17 protein-coding genes are annotated in these 12,898 nt (G+C 58.8%); 15 read left to right on the top strand and 2 right to left on the bottom strand.

Annotated features, from left to right (window positions below; all coding sequences use genetic code 11):
• Window positions 1-224: 224 nt before the first annotated feature.
• Complete coding sequence (locus DA792_RS21555) at window positions 225-464, bottom strand: LysR family transcriptional regulator (RefSeq protein WP_107722856.1); 240 nt, start codon at window positions 462-464, stop codon at window positions 225-227.
• Between the two features lie 544 nt (window positions 465-1,008).
• Here DA792_RS21555 and DA792_RS22975 point away from each other — a divergent pair.
• From DA792_RS22975 to DA792_RS21620, 14 genes are all read left to right on the top strand, one after another.
• Window positions 1,009-1,515 (top strand): styrene monooxygenase/indole monooxygenase family protein, encoded by a 507-nt coding sequence (locus DA792_RS22975; protein ID WP_254679765.1) that lies wholly within the window; start codon window positions 1,009-1,011, stop codon window positions 1,513-1,515.
• Between the two features lie 99 nt (window positions 1,516-1,614).
• Window positions 1,615-1,761 (top strand): hypothetical protein, encoded by a 147-nt coding sequence (locus tag DA792_RS22980; RefSeq protein WP_254679766.1) that lies wholly within the window; start codon window positions 1,615-1,617, stop codon window positions 1,759-1,761.
• 373 nt (window positions 1,762-2,134) lie between these two features.
• Window positions 2,135-2,509, top strand: coding sequence for an OmpW/AlkL family protein (locus DA792_RS21565; protein ID WP_302667102.1), 375 nt, complete (start codon window positions 2,135-2,137; stop codon window positions 2,507-2,509).
• Window positions 2,510-2,625: 116 nt separating this feature from the next.
• Window positions 2,626-2,901 carry a flavin reductase family protein gene (locus DA792_RS23380; protein ID WP_368074521.1) on the top strand — a complete coding sequence of 92 codons (276 nt, stop codon included), beginning with the start codon at window positions 2,626-2,628 and terminating at the stop codon, window positions 2,899-2,901.
• Complete coding sequence (locus tag DA792_RS21575) at window positions 2,889-3,071, top strand: flavin reductase family protein (RefSeq protein ID WP_107722859.1); 183 nt, start codon at window positions 2,889-2,891, stop codon at window positions 3,069-3,071. The genes DA792_RS23380 and DA792_RS21575 overlap by 13 nt, the downstream gene beginning before the upstream one ends.
• 56 nt (window positions 3,072-3,127) lie before the next feature.
• Entirely contained in the window at window positions 3,128-3,676 is a 549-nt protein-coding gene (gene styC / locus DA792_RS21580) for a styrene-oxide isomerase StyC (protein ID WP_226946403.1), read from the top strand.
• A gap of 33 nt (window positions 3,677-3,709) precedes the next feature.
• Window positions 3,710-4,030: an EthD family reductase gene (locus DA792_RS21585; RefSeq protein WP_107722860.1), complete on the top strand. Its 321-nt coding sequence runs from the start codon at window positions 3,710-3,712 to the stop codon at window positions 4,028-4,030.
• A gap of 132 nt (window positions 4,031-4,162) precedes the next feature.
• A complete protein-coding gene (locus DA792_RS21590; RefSeq protein ID WP_107722861.1) occupies window positions 4,163-5,536 on the top strand; it encodes an aldehyde dehydrogenase family protein in 1,374 nt (457 codons plus the stop codon).
• Window positions 5,537-5,789: 253 nt separating this feature from the next.
• Window positions 5,790-7,961 carry a ParB/RepB/Spo0J family partition protein gene (locus DA792_RS21595; protein ID WP_107722862.1) on the top strand — a complete coding sequence of 724 codons (2,172 nt, stop codon included), beginning with the start codon at window positions 5,790-5,792 and terminating at the stop codon, window positions 7,959-7,961.
• Window positions 7,962-8,087: 126 nt separating this feature from the next.
• Window positions 8,088-8,468, top strand: a complete 381-nt coding sequence (locus tag DA792_RS21600) for a DUF3768 domain-containing protein (protein WP_107722863.1) — start codon at window positions 8,088-8,090, stop codon at window positions 8,466-8,468.
• A gap of 117 nt (window positions 8,469-8,585) precedes the next feature.
• Window positions 8,586-8,882 (top strand): hypothetical protein, encoded by a 297-nt coding sequence (locus DA792_RS21605; RefSeq protein WP_107722864.1) that lies wholly within the window; start codon window positions 8,586-8,588, stop codon window positions 8,880-8,882.
• An 80-nt stretch (window positions 8,883-8,962) separates the two neighbouring features.
• Complete coding sequence (locus tag DA792_RS21610; RefSeq protein WP_107722865.1) at window positions 8,963-9,346, top strand: DUF6878 family protein; 384 nt, start codon at window positions 8,963-8,965, stop codon at window positions 9,344-9,346.
• Between the two features lies 1 nt (window position 9,347).
• Window positions 9,348-9,824: a DUF6915 family protein gene (locus DA792_RS21615; protein WP_107722866.1), complete on the top strand. Its 477-nt coding sequence runs from the start codon at window positions 9,348-9,350 to the stop codon at window positions 9,822-9,824.
• Window positions 9,825-9,929: 105 nt separating this feature from the next.
• Window positions 9,930-10,559 (top strand): hypothetical protein, encoded by a 630-nt coding sequence (locus DA792_RS21620; RefSeq protein WP_107722867.1) that lies wholly within the window; start codon window positions 9,930-9,932, stop codon window positions 10,557-10,559.
• A 342-nt stretch (window positions 10,560-10,901) separates the two neighbouring features.
• On the opposite strand, the gene DA792_RS21625 is transcribed toward DA792_RS21620, so the two are convergent.
• The gene (locus DA792_RS21625; protein WP_107722868.1) at window positions 10,902-11,765 is read right to left on the bottom strand and encodes an NmrA family NAD(P)-binding protein; all 864 of its coding nucleotides are present in this window, start codon (window positions 11,763-11,765) and stop codon (window positions 10,902-10,904) included.
• 295 nt (window positions 11,766-12,060) lie between these two features.
• On the opposite strand from DA792_RS21625, the gene DA792_RS21630 reads away from it, so the two are divergent.
• Entirely contained in the window at window positions 12,061-12,798 is a 738-nt protein-coding gene (locus DA792_RS21630) for a LysR substrate-binding domain-containing protein (protein ID WP_254679767.1), read from the top strand.
• Window positions 12,799-12,898 lie beyond the last annotated feature (100 nt).

A 12,898-nucleotide genomic window follows, 5' to 3' on the forward strand; every position in this document is an offset into this window, starting at 1 on the left:
TGTCGGTACGGACCTTCCAGTGCTGGGGTGCCAATGATGGCGAGGTCAAGCTTTGCATCAAGCAGGTCTGGGGGGCGGCGGTGTAGCGTGACATCGACAGTCAGCCGGGATAAAGCTCCAGGAACTCGATCAAGAGCGGTAGCAGCACTCGCCGACCGTACGAATGCGGCGCAGAAATTCGCATGGTCCGGAGATACGCGGGAGCTCTCCGTGGGCGACGCGCATCACTCGGCGCGGGCGTCCAACATGTGTCGTACATGAGGTATCAGTTCCTCCGCTTCTCTCGTCGGGTACATTCGCCGGGTGGAACGAATGAAAAGCTGAATTCCCAGAGAGGCTTCGAGCGCGGCGATCTGCTTGCTGACCGTAGCCTGCGGAACGTTCAATGCTCGTGAGGTCTGGGAAAAATTCCTGCGATCCATGAGTTCGGCGAAGATTTCGTAGGCCTGAAGCCGATCGCTCATATCGATTTATTCCATTTTTGATAAGTCATATGCGATAATTTATCTTTCATTGACCGACCTGTCGATCTATTTTTACACAGGAGATCAAGGGAGGAAGCTATGACAAAGAAAATTGCCATCATTGGTGCGGGCACTGCGGGCTGCAACTGGGCTCTACCTGCTGCAAAAAGGGATCACACCACGTCTGTACACAGACCGTGCTCCGAGGACTACGCAGGTTCGCGATTGATGAACACGGTCGCCCACCACCATGTTACGGTCGAGCGTGAGGATTATACTCGGATGCAATCACTGGCCATCGAAGGAATACGGCTATTTCGGTCACTACTACTACATCGCACGCCGGACCCGATCCATATCTTGGCGACTTGGCGCAACCCAGCCGCGCCGTCGACTACCGCATCTATCAGCCGGCGCTCTTGCAAGACTATATCGACCGCGGCGGCGAGGTGGTTTACGGTCCTGTTGAGCATGACCAGATCGAATGCATTTCTGACGAGAGCGACTTACCGTAATTTGTACCGGCAAAGGCGCGATCGGACAGATGTTTGGCCGCGATGACAGCTACTCTCCTTACGAACGCCCGCAACGAATGCTCTGCGTCGGTTTGTTCAAAGGCATCGCTGAGACCGAAACGCGCGCTGTGACGATGTATTTTTTCTCCTGGCGCGGCGAACTTATCGAGATCCCGACGTGGTCGTTCAACGGGTTCTGCAAGGCTCTCGTCTTTGAAAACCACATTGGCGGAGATCTTGAGATCCTCGCCCGCACCAAATATGATGATGACCCGCGTGCGTTCCTTGATCTGATGCTCGAGAAGATCAAAGCACACTACCCGACTCTTTATGCGCGCATTGATCGCGATGAGTTCGATCTTGCCAATTCGCCAATGGATATTTTGCAGGGCGGTGTCACCCCCACTGTTCGCAAGAGCCACACGCGGCTTGGCAATGAAAGTTGGCAATTGCCCTGGGTGACGTCCATGCTGTCGTTGATCCGGTGCTGGGCAAGGGGCCAATATGGCATCCTATGCTGCGGTCATTCTTGGTGAGGAGATCGTTGAAAACGACGTCTTCGACCAGCGTTCCTAGAGAAGTTCGATGCACGCCGTGGCGACCGCGTCGTATGCGCAACCCGCTGGACAAACTACATGCTCGACAATTTGGCGTCTCTCGATCCGAGTCTGTTGGAGTTCATCGGCGGCATGGCGCAAAACGCGCACTGGCAGATCAGTTCACCGAAGGCTTCAACCATCCTGAGCGTCAGTGGGATATCTTCTCCAGCCCTGAGCGTGTGAGGTCCACCATAGCAAGCGCACAGCAGGCGATGGCGGCCGAGTGAGGAAAATCGGTGCAGCGTGCAACCTGCGCCAGTTTTTGCCAGGGTTTTGCTAGGAAAAAATAGATTATGAAAACCAAACTAATCTGCGCGCAGCACTGCTTGCTGCAACCGCCACACATGTGCAGGCTCAGGATGCTGGGCCCTGGTCGCTACGGCTCGGGTTGTCGCATATCGGGATGAATGAAAGCGCCGACATTTCACTGGGAGTGCTACGGTTCCGGGCGCGAGCTTCACCACTGACGATGATTTGACGCGACAATTGGCATCGGATATCGCTTTTCGGAGCGTTTTTCGGCAGAGTTAACTGTTGGTATCCCACCCACCGCACCTTGAACGGTTCAGGGCCACTCTCTGGCCTCGAATTGGGCAAGGTCACTTATGGGCCGGCCACATTGACCGGACTCTATCATTTCCCTGAATTCGGCAATGGCCTTGATGCCTATGTCGGCGGCGGCGTGAATTATACGATTATTTTTGACACGAGTGATGGCGCGATTGATGGCTTCGACGTGGACAATGCGTTTGCGCCGATCATTCAGGCTGGAATTGAGGGACCCTTGGGCAACAAGACGGGATGGTTCCTCGATGCGAAGTACATCGCACTTGAGACCAAGGCGCGTGGTACCGTTGGTGGGGTGCCAGCAGAAGCAGACATTACGCTTGATCCCCTGATCGTAACTGCGGGCGTCGTCGTACACTTTTAAATTTAAAAGCATTGACGCTCATCATTTCTCACAGGGCAAGCAAGAAAAAAGGAGAAGATCATGGTTGATGATCAAACATTTCGCGCGGCTCTCGCTGAATTGGCTGCGGGGTAAACATCGTAACCACTCGCCTCGGAGAGGAGCGCCGAGGCATCACAGCGACCGCTGTCTGTTCAGTATGCGCAGAGCCCGCAACAATTCTGGCCTGCACTAACCAAAACACCGGGACCTTCAAGATGATCCGCGACGCGGGTCATTTCGCAGTCAATATTCTCGATTATGAACACCAGAACACTGCTGAAACTTTCGCCGGGCGGAGTGGGCTTCAAGGCGATGATCGGTTTGAGTCGTCGGCTTGGGCAAATGGAGATGTCCTGGGATGCCAGTTCTGAATGGCGCAACCGCCTTGGAATGCGAAATTTCAGAGATCGTCAATTCCGGGACGCATGCAGTAATATTCGGTCGCGTAGTTGGCGCCAAGGTTCAGGGTATCACGCCCTTGGTTTACCATGGCGGTAGCTTTCGCGGCCTGACCGACGCCAACAAACGGGTGCCAGCCTGAGATTTCCGGGTTCGTAGAAAAAATGTCACGGACCATCAACACTAAGGGAGGATACTATGACTGACGAACACGTCGAACCGTGGAAGCTTACACTCCGCGACATTATGGCCGGGAACGGTGTACTGATGATTTTTGCTGCACTGGTGGGTGGGCTTGGCTACTGGATGTTCTTGCTGGGCGGCTTCGAGATTGTCCCGGGCTTTTTCGTCTCCTTTCAACTGCCCGGCACCGAACATGGATGGCGCGGAACCCATACCGGGCCAGTCTTGAACGGTCTTATGACAATCGCAGTCGCATTTGTTATACCTCATCTGAATTTCTCGGAAAAATGGGGTAAGATTTGGGGCTGGATCGTCATGCTGGACGGTTGGTCGAACGTTGTTTTCTATTGGGGATCCAACTTTTCGCCGAACCGGGCCCTAGCATTTGGCGACACGCCAATCGGCCCGTCCAACATTTTCAGCTTCATCGGACTCGCTCCGGCGTATGTGTTCGGCGTGCTGAACATGATCGCTCTGGTGGCGATTGGGCGTCAGGCAATAATCGTCGCAAAATCGCGCCGTGACAGAGGTGACCTCGCTGTAGGGACCCGCGGCGTCGTTTGACGGCAATGCCTCATCTCATAAAAGGAGGGATCTATGTATTGTCTTTGCGTTGAATATCCCACCCCGGTCGACCCGGACTACTTTAGGAACTATTACGATACGAGGCATCTCCCACTTGCGCAGCGACTCCCAGGTCTGATTTCCTACGAAGTGGCCTATCCTTCGCCGCTTAGGGAAGGTGCGCACTCGCCCTTCTGTGTCTTTCGCGCCTATTTCGCGTCGCCTGACGACATGCAGAAGGCCCTGTTTTCGGAAGAGGGGTCGGAAGTTGCCAGCGATGTGCCGAACTACTCGCCGAATGGGTGTCATATGTTTCACCATCCGGTCAATCTCACAAAGCAGGCTGCGGCATGACGCGGGTTCACAGCACAAATCCGCGTTGCATGGGAAAGTTGGCAGCGAGCCTGTTGGCCAATTCCTATCCCGCGTTTTGCACTTCTTCAGAGGAAATTCCACCATGTCCACGACATTAAGCCCGAACGTCCCATGTCCACAAATGGGGCGACCTTTCCTGTCCTCAACCCCTCGTCGGGTGAGGTAGCAGGATATGCCCCGAACGCCTCGCTCGCCGATCTCGATATTGCAGTGGCCGCTGCACAAGCCGCATTTAAAACTTGGTCCAAACTGTCTTCTGACGAGCTTCAAGCATATTGTGAAAAGGTCGCGACCACGATTGGCGAACATGCCGAGGAGCTGGCCGTTCTGATCACCAAGGAACAGGGCAAGCCTCTGAACGGACTTGGCTCGCGCTGGGAACTCGGTGGCGCGCAGGCTTGGGCCGGCTATTCCGCAAGCCTGTCGCTGCCAGTCAAGATCCTTCAAGACAATAACGAGGGCCATGTCGAACTGCACCGTAAACCCCTTGGCGTGGTCGGCTCCATCACCCCGTGGAACTTCCCCGTGATGATCGCGATTTGGCACATCATGCCGGCGCTGCGCACCGGCAATACCGTGGTGGTCAAGCCCTCACCCTTAACGCCACTTTCAACCATACGTCTTGGGGAGATTATGAGTGAGGTCCTGCCCTCAGGCGTGGTCAATGTCGTGACCGGCGACGACAAGGCGCTCAACCTCGGAGCCGCCATGTCGGCCCACACGGGCATCCGCAAGATCGTTTTCACCGGCTCTTGCGCGACGGGTCAGAAGGTCATGCAATCGGCCGCCGAAACCATGAAGCGTCTAACGCTGGAGATGGGCGGCAATGACGCCGGTATCGTCCTTCCCGATGCTGATCCCAAGGCGATTGCAGAGGGGCTGTTTTGGGGCGCGTTCATCAACAACGGCCAGACTTGCGCGGCCATGAAGCGCCTGTATGTACACGACTCGATCTATGACGAGGTCTGCGAAAACCTGGTCGCCTTTGCCAAGAACATTCCGGTCGGCGACGGGATGAACGAGGACAGCGTCCTTGGGCCGATTCAGAACGCCATGCAATTCGACAAGGTGCGGCGGCTTGTCGATGCGGGCGAGTCTGAGGGCCGGGTGCTTCTCGGCGGCGTGCCAGGCGAGGGTCTGTTCTTTCCGCCCACCATCATCGCCGACCTGTCGCAAGACAACCTTCTGGTCACCGAGGAGCAGTTTGGCCCGGTGCTTCCTGTGATCCGCTACACGGATGTGGAAAAGGCCATCGCGGCGGCGAATGACTCAAACAATGGTCTGGGAGGCTCGATCTGGACCTCCGACATCGAGAAAGGCCGCGAACTTGCCAAGCGGATGGAATGCGGATCGGTCTGGATCAACAAGCACGGTGCCATCCAGCCAAACGCGCCTTTCGGTGGGGTTAAGCAATCTGGCCTTGGGGTCGAGTTTGGCGAAGAGGGTCTCGCTGAGTATACTGATATTCAGGTGATCTTCTCTTAAACTTAGGATCGCAAAATCAAAGGAGCGGAACTCGAGATCGATCCGCTTCCACTTTCACGGATCGAATTCCCCCTCGGTTCGGGTAAGTTAAAATATTTGTATGGTCCAACCGAATGAAGGAGATCTGAGTGCTGGAATATCTTTAAATGTTCAACTCTCATTGAAAAAGAGCCAAAGAAAGGGAAGCCCGGGTGCCGGGCTTGAAAGGATAGAGAGAGTCTCATCCGGGCCCGGCGTGACAAGGACCCTGACCATGGCCAAGACCACTACCGGACCGAAACCCGCCACCGCGACGAAAACCGAAGCCGCCGGATTGGCAACGCCCGCCAGCGCTTCCGATATCCGCCTGATCCCGCTCGACCAGTTGGAACCCAGCCCGCTCAATGTCCGCAAAGTCGCCACAAGTGAGAAGGATGACGCGGAACTCTTCGCAAGTATTCGAGAGACTGGCATCAAGCAAAATCTGGTGGTCCATGCGCTGTCAGAGACACGTTTTGCGGTCGATGCTGGTGGTCGCCGTCTCAAGGCGCTGAAGCAGCTTGCCGATGACGGTATCATCCCCGCAGATCATCCTGTGCCCTGCCTCGTCGAAGATGAGCGCAATGCCATCCTCACCTCCGCCACAGAAAACCTCCAGCGGGTAGCGATGCATCCGGCTGACCAATTCGAGGCTTTTGAGGCGATGATCGCCGAGGGACGCAGCGAGGACGAGATTGCGCTGAAGTTCGGCGTTTCCGTCGACCTGGTGCGCCGCCGCCTCAAACTCGCCCGTGTCGCGCCGGAGATCATCGAGCAGTTTCGCGCGGGCGATTTGACCCTCGAATGCGTGATGGCCTTCACGCTGACCGACGACCATGATCGCCAACTGGCGGTCTGGAACGCGGTAAAGGGCGGCTATCACATCCATCCCCAGAGCATCAAACGCCACCTGACCGAGACCGCGCATTCCGCCAACTCGGCCCTCGGGCGCTTTGTCGGTATCGAGGCCTATGAGGCGGCCGGTGGCGTCCTGCTGCGCGATCTCTTCGACGATCGTGCCAGCGCCCATATGGAAAACCCCGAGCTCCTAGAGCGTCTCGCCATCGAAAAACTGCAGGCTGCGGCCAAACCCTTCGAGGCGGAGTGGAAATGGGTCGAGGTGCATCTCTCGGTGGATTACGGCGCGTTTCGCAGTTTCGGGCGGGTCTATCCGCGGGACATCGAACCCGATCCGGACCTGCTTGCCGAAGAAGAGCGTCTCGTCGCACGCGAAGAAGAACTGGCGGCGCAGAATGACGGTGAGGATTGGACGGACGCCGAGACCGACGAATACTATGCCATCGAGCCGCGTTTGCGTGAGATTGAAGCCCTTCAGCGCGAACGGCAGCCCTATGCCGACGAGGATCGCGCCATCGCCGGCGTGGTTCTGACCATCGGCCATGACGGGGCGTTGCGCGTCGAGAAGGGCCTCGTGCGGCCCGAGGATATTCCCGCCGCGCCCGAACCTGACGAGACCACCGCAGATGCGGATGGCGCCCCCTCCCCTGCCCACCCACACGTGACGCCGCCGACCTCCTCCACGCCGGTGCCGAGCTCCGACCCGGCCGCGACGTTGCGCAAGGCGGACGGGATTTCAGCGAGCCTCGCCGACGATCTGCGTGCGACGCGCCAGCATATCCTGCGGGCGCATCTGGCGGCGGATTTCGAGGTGGCGTTCGATGCGATGCTCTATGCGCTCTGCGAGCAGGCTCTGGGGCGGTCCTACAACAACGAGGCGCTCGACATCTCGATCCGGCCTTTCCAGGCGCAGAACCGCGAGGTGCTGCATGGGGATACTGTCGCCCAGAAGATGCTCGAGGCACTGGAACAGGACCTCGCCACCGACTGGATGAAGCTGGAGAAGCCCGAGGACTTCCGTGCGATGTCGGCGCTGCCTGTCGCAGACAAGCAGGCGCTCTTCGCCTGGGCATCAGGTCTGGCGCTCAAACCGCAGCTTTCCTCCGACAATCGCCCCTCCCCGATCATCGAGGAGATTGGCGCGCGTCTTGACGTCGATTTGGCGGCCTGCTGGCGCCCGACCGCGCAGAACTACTGGGGTCGGGTCAACAAGGGCCATGCAGTGGCCACGGCGCGCAAGCTGATCGGCGCGGATTACGCCGAGGATCGCAATCGCGAGCGCAAGGCTGATCTCGCGGCCGCGATGGAGCGGGCTTTCGCGGAAACGGCCGGGCAGACGGAAGGTTTCGACGCCGCCACGGTCGCCAGGACGACACGCTGGCTGCCCGAAGGCATGGTGTTTGCCGGTGCGGCGGACGTCGGTGCCGACATGGTTGGTGATGCGTCGGAGACCGACGAAGGGGACGTGCCCGCCACCGATCCTCTGACCGAGGCGGAGAGCGACGAACCGTCATCCTTGCCCGCCTTCCTCAGTGGGCATGCGGCCTGACGAAGCAAACACCGATCTGATTGCCACATGAGCTTTGGGCCGCCCTCACATCGAGGGCGGCTCTTTCCGGCTGACGGGTTGCCTACAGCCGATATCGGATCGGCTGGCCCGTCCCGGAGATATCCCATGACCACCACACTCGACCTTGACCCTGTGCGGGAAGCCGCGCTGATCGCCGCGCAGAATGACGCGTTTCGACGTTCCATCCTTGGCAATACCCCGGTCGCCGATGCCCCGCAGGGCCAGTTCGTGATGACACGCGGCGTCGCGGCACTTGGGCCCGACGCCCAACTGGAACTCACCGGCCGCGTCGCCGCGTTCGACGGGTTCAATGCCGATAGCGACCCGCAGGGCTGGCACGAGATGGGGGTCATCGAATTCAATGGCACGACGATCTGGTTCAAGCTCGACCTCTATGACGTCGACTACCAATACGGCTCGCCGGAGCCCTCCGACCCCGAACAGACGCGGCGGATTCTGACCCTGCTTCTGCCGTCGGAATACTGACGCCCTCCGTCCCTAATCACCGCCCCGGACCACCCTTGCACAAAGGGCGGTCCTTTCGGGCTGGCGGGTTTCCAAGGGCCGCGATGGTTGCGTCCCGCCCGCCGCAGGAGACCAGACATGCCCAAGACACTCGACTACCAGATCACTCTGTACCCGGCTCATCGCGATGGCGCATTTGTCGTCACCCAGTTCCAGATGTTGGGGAGCTACCCCGAGAAGCGCGTCCAGGCTGCGGGCATGGATGACCTTATCGACAAGGTGACGCAGTTCGCGATGGAGCATGGCGAGAGCTGCAGTGCCTCGGTGCGCTGCCTCGCCCCGCGCAAACCGCCCGGGTTCAAACGTGCGACCGAGAACCTCTATTTCAACCTGGTTGACCGGACGACTGAGAAACGCGGCGACGCCGCGGCCTGAAGCCTCCCCAACGGAAACCTCCGGGGCGGCCTCGCGCAACGGTCGCCCTCCCCTTCCCTTAATTCCAAAGGACCAAAGACATGACACAAGTGAATGATTTCTACACGCAGATGCTCGAATCTCAGAGACGGGCTGCCGAACAGCGGGTCGAGACCCGCGCGGCGCTCCTTACCGAGCTGCGCGCCCTCGGTGTGAGGAGCATCAAGGTGCAATACGAAGGCTACGGCGACTCCGGCAATGTCGAGGATGTCGTCGTGAGCCCTGACACGATCACCCTGACAGAAGAGTTGCGGCACCGGGTCGAAGACTTCGGCTGGGACTTCGCCTATGCGCTGAGCCCCGGTTTCGAGAACAACGAAGGCGGCTATGGCGAACTGACCTGGGCGCTCGAGGTGGACAAGATCGGTGTCAGCCACTCGAACCGCTATATCGAGACCGACACCACCGAACACGAGGGGCTCTGACATGGCGCATCCCCTCCACCACGCCGAAAGCTCTGCCCGCAAGTTCGGCGGCGTGCCTGAAGATTATCAGCATGTGCATGACTGGTTTGACTCATCCAAAGAGCACCTCGCGATCTTTACGCATCGTGCACACCGGCACCACGCGCTCGGGATCTTCGAGGCCGAACGACTGTTTGGGCGCAGCCTGACCAACAGCGCTGGCCGGGTCGTCCCGATCCGCTGGATTGGTGAGCAGCATGTGCGCGAAGACTGTCAGGGCCGTATTCCATCGCTGGCGGATTGGCTCGGACGCATTCAGCCGGAACCATGGATGGCCAATGGCCGGATCGACAACGATCCAACGCAGATCGGCAGCGATCCGCGCGCGGCCTGGATCGAAGCAGTCGCCAATCACCAGACCATTCTCGGCTTTGAGGATTGGCTGCTGAAGGTCTCGGTTGAGCACACCCAGCATCGCCAGAACCGCGCCGCCGCCTGAGCCGCCGGGCGGCAAGCTTACGAACCATCTGACCACGTCCAGATCGACCCGCTCGAGCCGCAACCGGCTCAGCGGGTCGATTTCGTTTCAAGAAAGGAGATCGAGATGCACGACCCGGTCCATCAGGAGGCCTACCAGGGCCACACCATCAAAATCTACCATGATCCCGATACTGAGAGCCCACGGGAGTGGTCCAATCTCGGCACGCTGATTTGCTGGCACCGACGCTATCGGCTGGGTGACAGCCATCAGTTCGACAACCCCGAGGCGTTCCTGCGCGACCTCTCGGGCGTCTCGGCGCTGAGGGAACTTTCAATCGAACAGCTGCGCGACCGCGCCGCGCGCAAGGCAATCCTTTTGCCCGTGTTTCTCTATGATCACTCTGGCCTCGCGATGAACACCATCGGGTTTCACTGCCCGTGGGATTCCGGTCAGGTGGGCTTCATCTACGTGACGCTCGCGGCGGTCCGGACGGAGTTTGGCGTGGAACGTGTCACCAAGGCGTTGCGCGAAAAGGCCGAAGACATCCTGCGCGGTGAAATCGTCAGCTACGACGCCTATCTCGACGGGCGGGTCTATGGCTATGTGATTGAGCAGGACGGCGAAGAGGTCGATGCCTGCTGGGGGGTCGTCGGCGATTATGTGACCGACTGTTTGCCGGAGGCACGGCGTGCGGTGCCTGATCATGAGCCGAAACAGTCAACATATTCCGATATGGCTCAGGCCCACCCATAGGCAAATCGGTCTGCTACGGCGGGCAGGATTTACAGCGCGGCCTTAGCAAGCTTGATGTTCCGTCAATGCTGCAATGCAGAAATAACATAGGGCAGCTATTGTGCAGGCGCAGCATGGCCCCTATCTTAAGTCATGTGATCAGTTCCTCCTCCTCCCTGAGCTGATCCAGAATAATCGGCGGCATCCACCTCCTCCCGGATGCCGCCTTTTTATTTTGTGGCGATTTCACAATCGGCGGATTCGGGCCACTAAACGCTCAACACTCTGAGGTATCAACAGGTTTTAGAACTCGGTTGTGTTCGATGTCTGGCTGCAGGTCTCTCGAACAGCAACAGAAGTTCCCTACCTGAGACTGGCTTGTAATACGGCGCTCATCGTTTGCGGTGTCCGCCCGAGGATACGTGACAGTGTGGGATCGACCGTTGAGAATTCACCCGCCCGCGCCGCGCGGTAGTAGCCCAACATAACGGCGGTTGAGCCTTCTGGAACACCGGAGGCCCGCGCATTTGCTTGCAGGACATCTTCGCTGATCAAAACGCGTTCGACAGGCCTGCCCATTATCTGACCCGCGCGCTCCGCCAGCTCGGCAAGGTCGAGCGCTTCAGCCCCGGTCAACGGCGGCGTCGGGCCGTCAATCACCTCCTGCCCCGCGAGCAAGGCTGCATCCACCGCAGCGAGATCGTCATGGGTCGTCCACGCGACTTTCCCATCTTGCGGGGCAGCCAATCGCCCCGCTTTCAAGCCCTTGGCATTCATCATCACGGCACTCGCCGCGTAAAAACCGTGGCGCAAGGCCGTCCATGACATCCCCGATGTCGCGAGCATCGCTTCCGTTGCCGCATGATCGCGACCCGGAGAGAAATGCGAGTCCGGCGAACTGGACACCTGACTGGTGTAAAATATGCGTTCCACCCCAATGTCGCGGGCCACGTCGATGGCCGTCGCGTGTTGTGGCAAAGGATTTCCCCCGCTCGCTGCAGCGTTCGAAGACACGAGAAGCAAGTGTTCGGCCCCGTCCCAAGCGTGGCGCAAACTCTCTGGATCGTTATAATCGCCTTGGCGTACGCGCACACCAAGCGCCGTGAATGCCTCGGCATTTGTGGTGTCGCGGACACTGATCCCGATGCGCTCGGCGGCGACGTGATGCAGCAGATTTTCAACAATTTTGCGGCCAAGCTGGCCCGTTGCCCCGGTCACAATCAACATGGCTTTGTCCTTTCCATTTCTGTTTGCCGGACCCACATATCGGCCGGCACCGGTTACACTAGGAGTATCCACTGTTCTTTGTGCCTTTGATAATCTGACAAATATCGAATAGTCTGTTCTCCATGAAGAACAGTATATCCCAAGACGATCTGATCGTGTTTTTGACGGTCCTTGACGAGGGGGCTTTCGAGCGGCCGCGCGGCGTCTCGGGGTTGCGCCGTCAAACGTCAGCACGACGGTGTCCCGCATCGAGACACAGCTCGGTGTCCCGCTTCTGTTGCGCACGACGCGCAGCATGCGGGCGACGGACCAAGGCCTAGCACTGGCCGCACGGATCGCGCCACTGATGGCCGAGGTGCGCGCGGCTTGTGCTGAAACTGCAAGCTCGACGGGTCGGGTGAGCGGCCGGTTGAAGATCAATGTGCCGGGCGCGGTCATGCCCGATATCCTGCCGCCTATTATGGCCGCGTTTCAGCATCGACACCCGGCTGTGGAGGTCGAGCTTGTTGTCGACAACGGCTTGGTCGATATTGTTGCGTCTGATTGCGATGCGGGAATTCGCTACGGCGCATCGCTTGAAAAGGACATGATCTCCATCCCCATTGGACCGCGCCGCCAGCAGATCGCGCTCGCCGCCTCGCCCGCCTATGTGGAGGCACATGGTTGCCCAGAGACTCCTGCACAACTGACCACCCATGATGCGATCCGATATCGCCTGCCGGGTGGGCCTCTGCTCCCGTGGACATTGCAAGCCGGAGGTAAGGCCATCACGGTCGAGCCTGCCACACGCTTGGTCCTCAGCGTGAATGCCCTGAACTCTGGGTTGAGTTATGCCAGGGCGGGAATGGGGATCATCGCCATGTTCCGCAATTGGCTCGAGGACGATTTTCGCGCACAGACGCTTGTGCCGATCCTGAAAGAGCACTGGCATCCTTTGGATGGGCCAAGGCTCTACTACCCCAACCGGTTTACATCCAACGCGTTACGGGCATTCATTGAGACCTGCCAGAGTAAGGTCTCTGGGGATGAATAAGGTTGCAAATTACCAGTGAAAATTCGGCTGCTAGCACATTCTCTGTGAGCGCTGTTAGGACCTGCCCAAAAGAGCGAGAGGCAGGGCGGGAGGGGTGACC

The sequence above is a fragment of the Celeribacter baekdonensis genome (genome assembly GCF_003047105.1).
GTDB classification, from domain to species: domain Bacteria; phylum Pseudomonadota; class Alphaproteobacteria; order Rhodobacterales; family Rhodobacteraceae; genus Celeribacter; species Celeribacter baekdonensis_B.

Coding starts and splice junctions, on each gene's coding strand:
- DA792_RS21585 (WP_107722860.1), top strand. CDS start 3,710: ATGTATTGTCTTTGCGTTGAATATCCCACCCCGGTCGACCCGGACTAC.
- styC (WP_226946403.1), top strand. CDS start 3,128: ATGACTGACGAACACGTCGAACCGTGGAAGCTTACACTCCGCGACATT.
- DA792_RS21575 (WP_107722859.1), top strand. CDS start 2,889: ATGCCAGTTCTGAATGGCGCAACCGCCTTGGAATGCGAAATTTCAGAG.
- DA792_RS21595 (WP_107722862.1), top strand. CDS start 5,790: ATGGCCAAGACCACTACCGGACCGAAACCCGCCACCGCGACGAAAACC.
- DA792_RS21610 (WP_107722865.1), top strand. CDS start 8,963: ATGACACAAGTGAATGATTTCTACACGCAGATGCTCGAATCTCAGAGA.
- DA792_RS21620 (WP_107722867.1), top strand. CDS start 9,930: ATGCACGACCCGGTCCATCAGGAGGCCTACCAGGGCCACACCATCAAA.
- DA792_RS21555 (WP_107722856.1), bottom strand. CDS start 464: ATGAGCGATCGGCTTCAGGCCTACGAAATCTTCGCCGAACTCATGGAT.
- DA792_RS22980 (WP_254679766.1), top strand. CDS start 1,615: ATGCTCGACAATTTGGCGTCTCTCGATCCGAGTCTGTTGGAGTTCATC.
- DA792_RS21615 (WP_107722866.1), top strand. CDS start 9,348: ATGGCGCATCCCCTCCACCACGCCGAAAGCTCTGCCCGCAAGTTCGGC.
- DA792_RS21605 (WP_107722864.1), top strand. CDS start 8,586: ATGCCCAAGACACTCGACTACCAGATCACTCTGTACCCGGCTCATCGC.
- DA792_RS21590 (WP_107722861.1), top strand. CDS start 4,163: ATGTCCACAAATGGGGCGACCTTTCCTGTCCTCAACCCCTCGTCGGGT.
- DA792_RS22975 (WP_254679765.1), top strand. CDS start 1,009: ATGTTTGGCCGCGATGACAGCTACTCTCCTTACGAACGCCCGCAACGA.
- DA792_RS21630 (WP_254679767.1), top strand. CDS start 12,061: ATGCGGGCGACGGACCAAGGCCTAGCACTGGCCGCACGGATCGCGCCA.
- DA792_RS21625 (WP_107722868.1), bottom strand. CDS start 11,765: ATGTTGATTGTGACCGGGGCAACGGGCCAGCTTGGCCGCAAAATTGTT.
- DA792_RS21600 (WP_107722863.1), top strand. CDS start 8,088: ATGACCACCACACTCGACCTTGACCCTGTGCGGGAAGCCGCGCTGATC.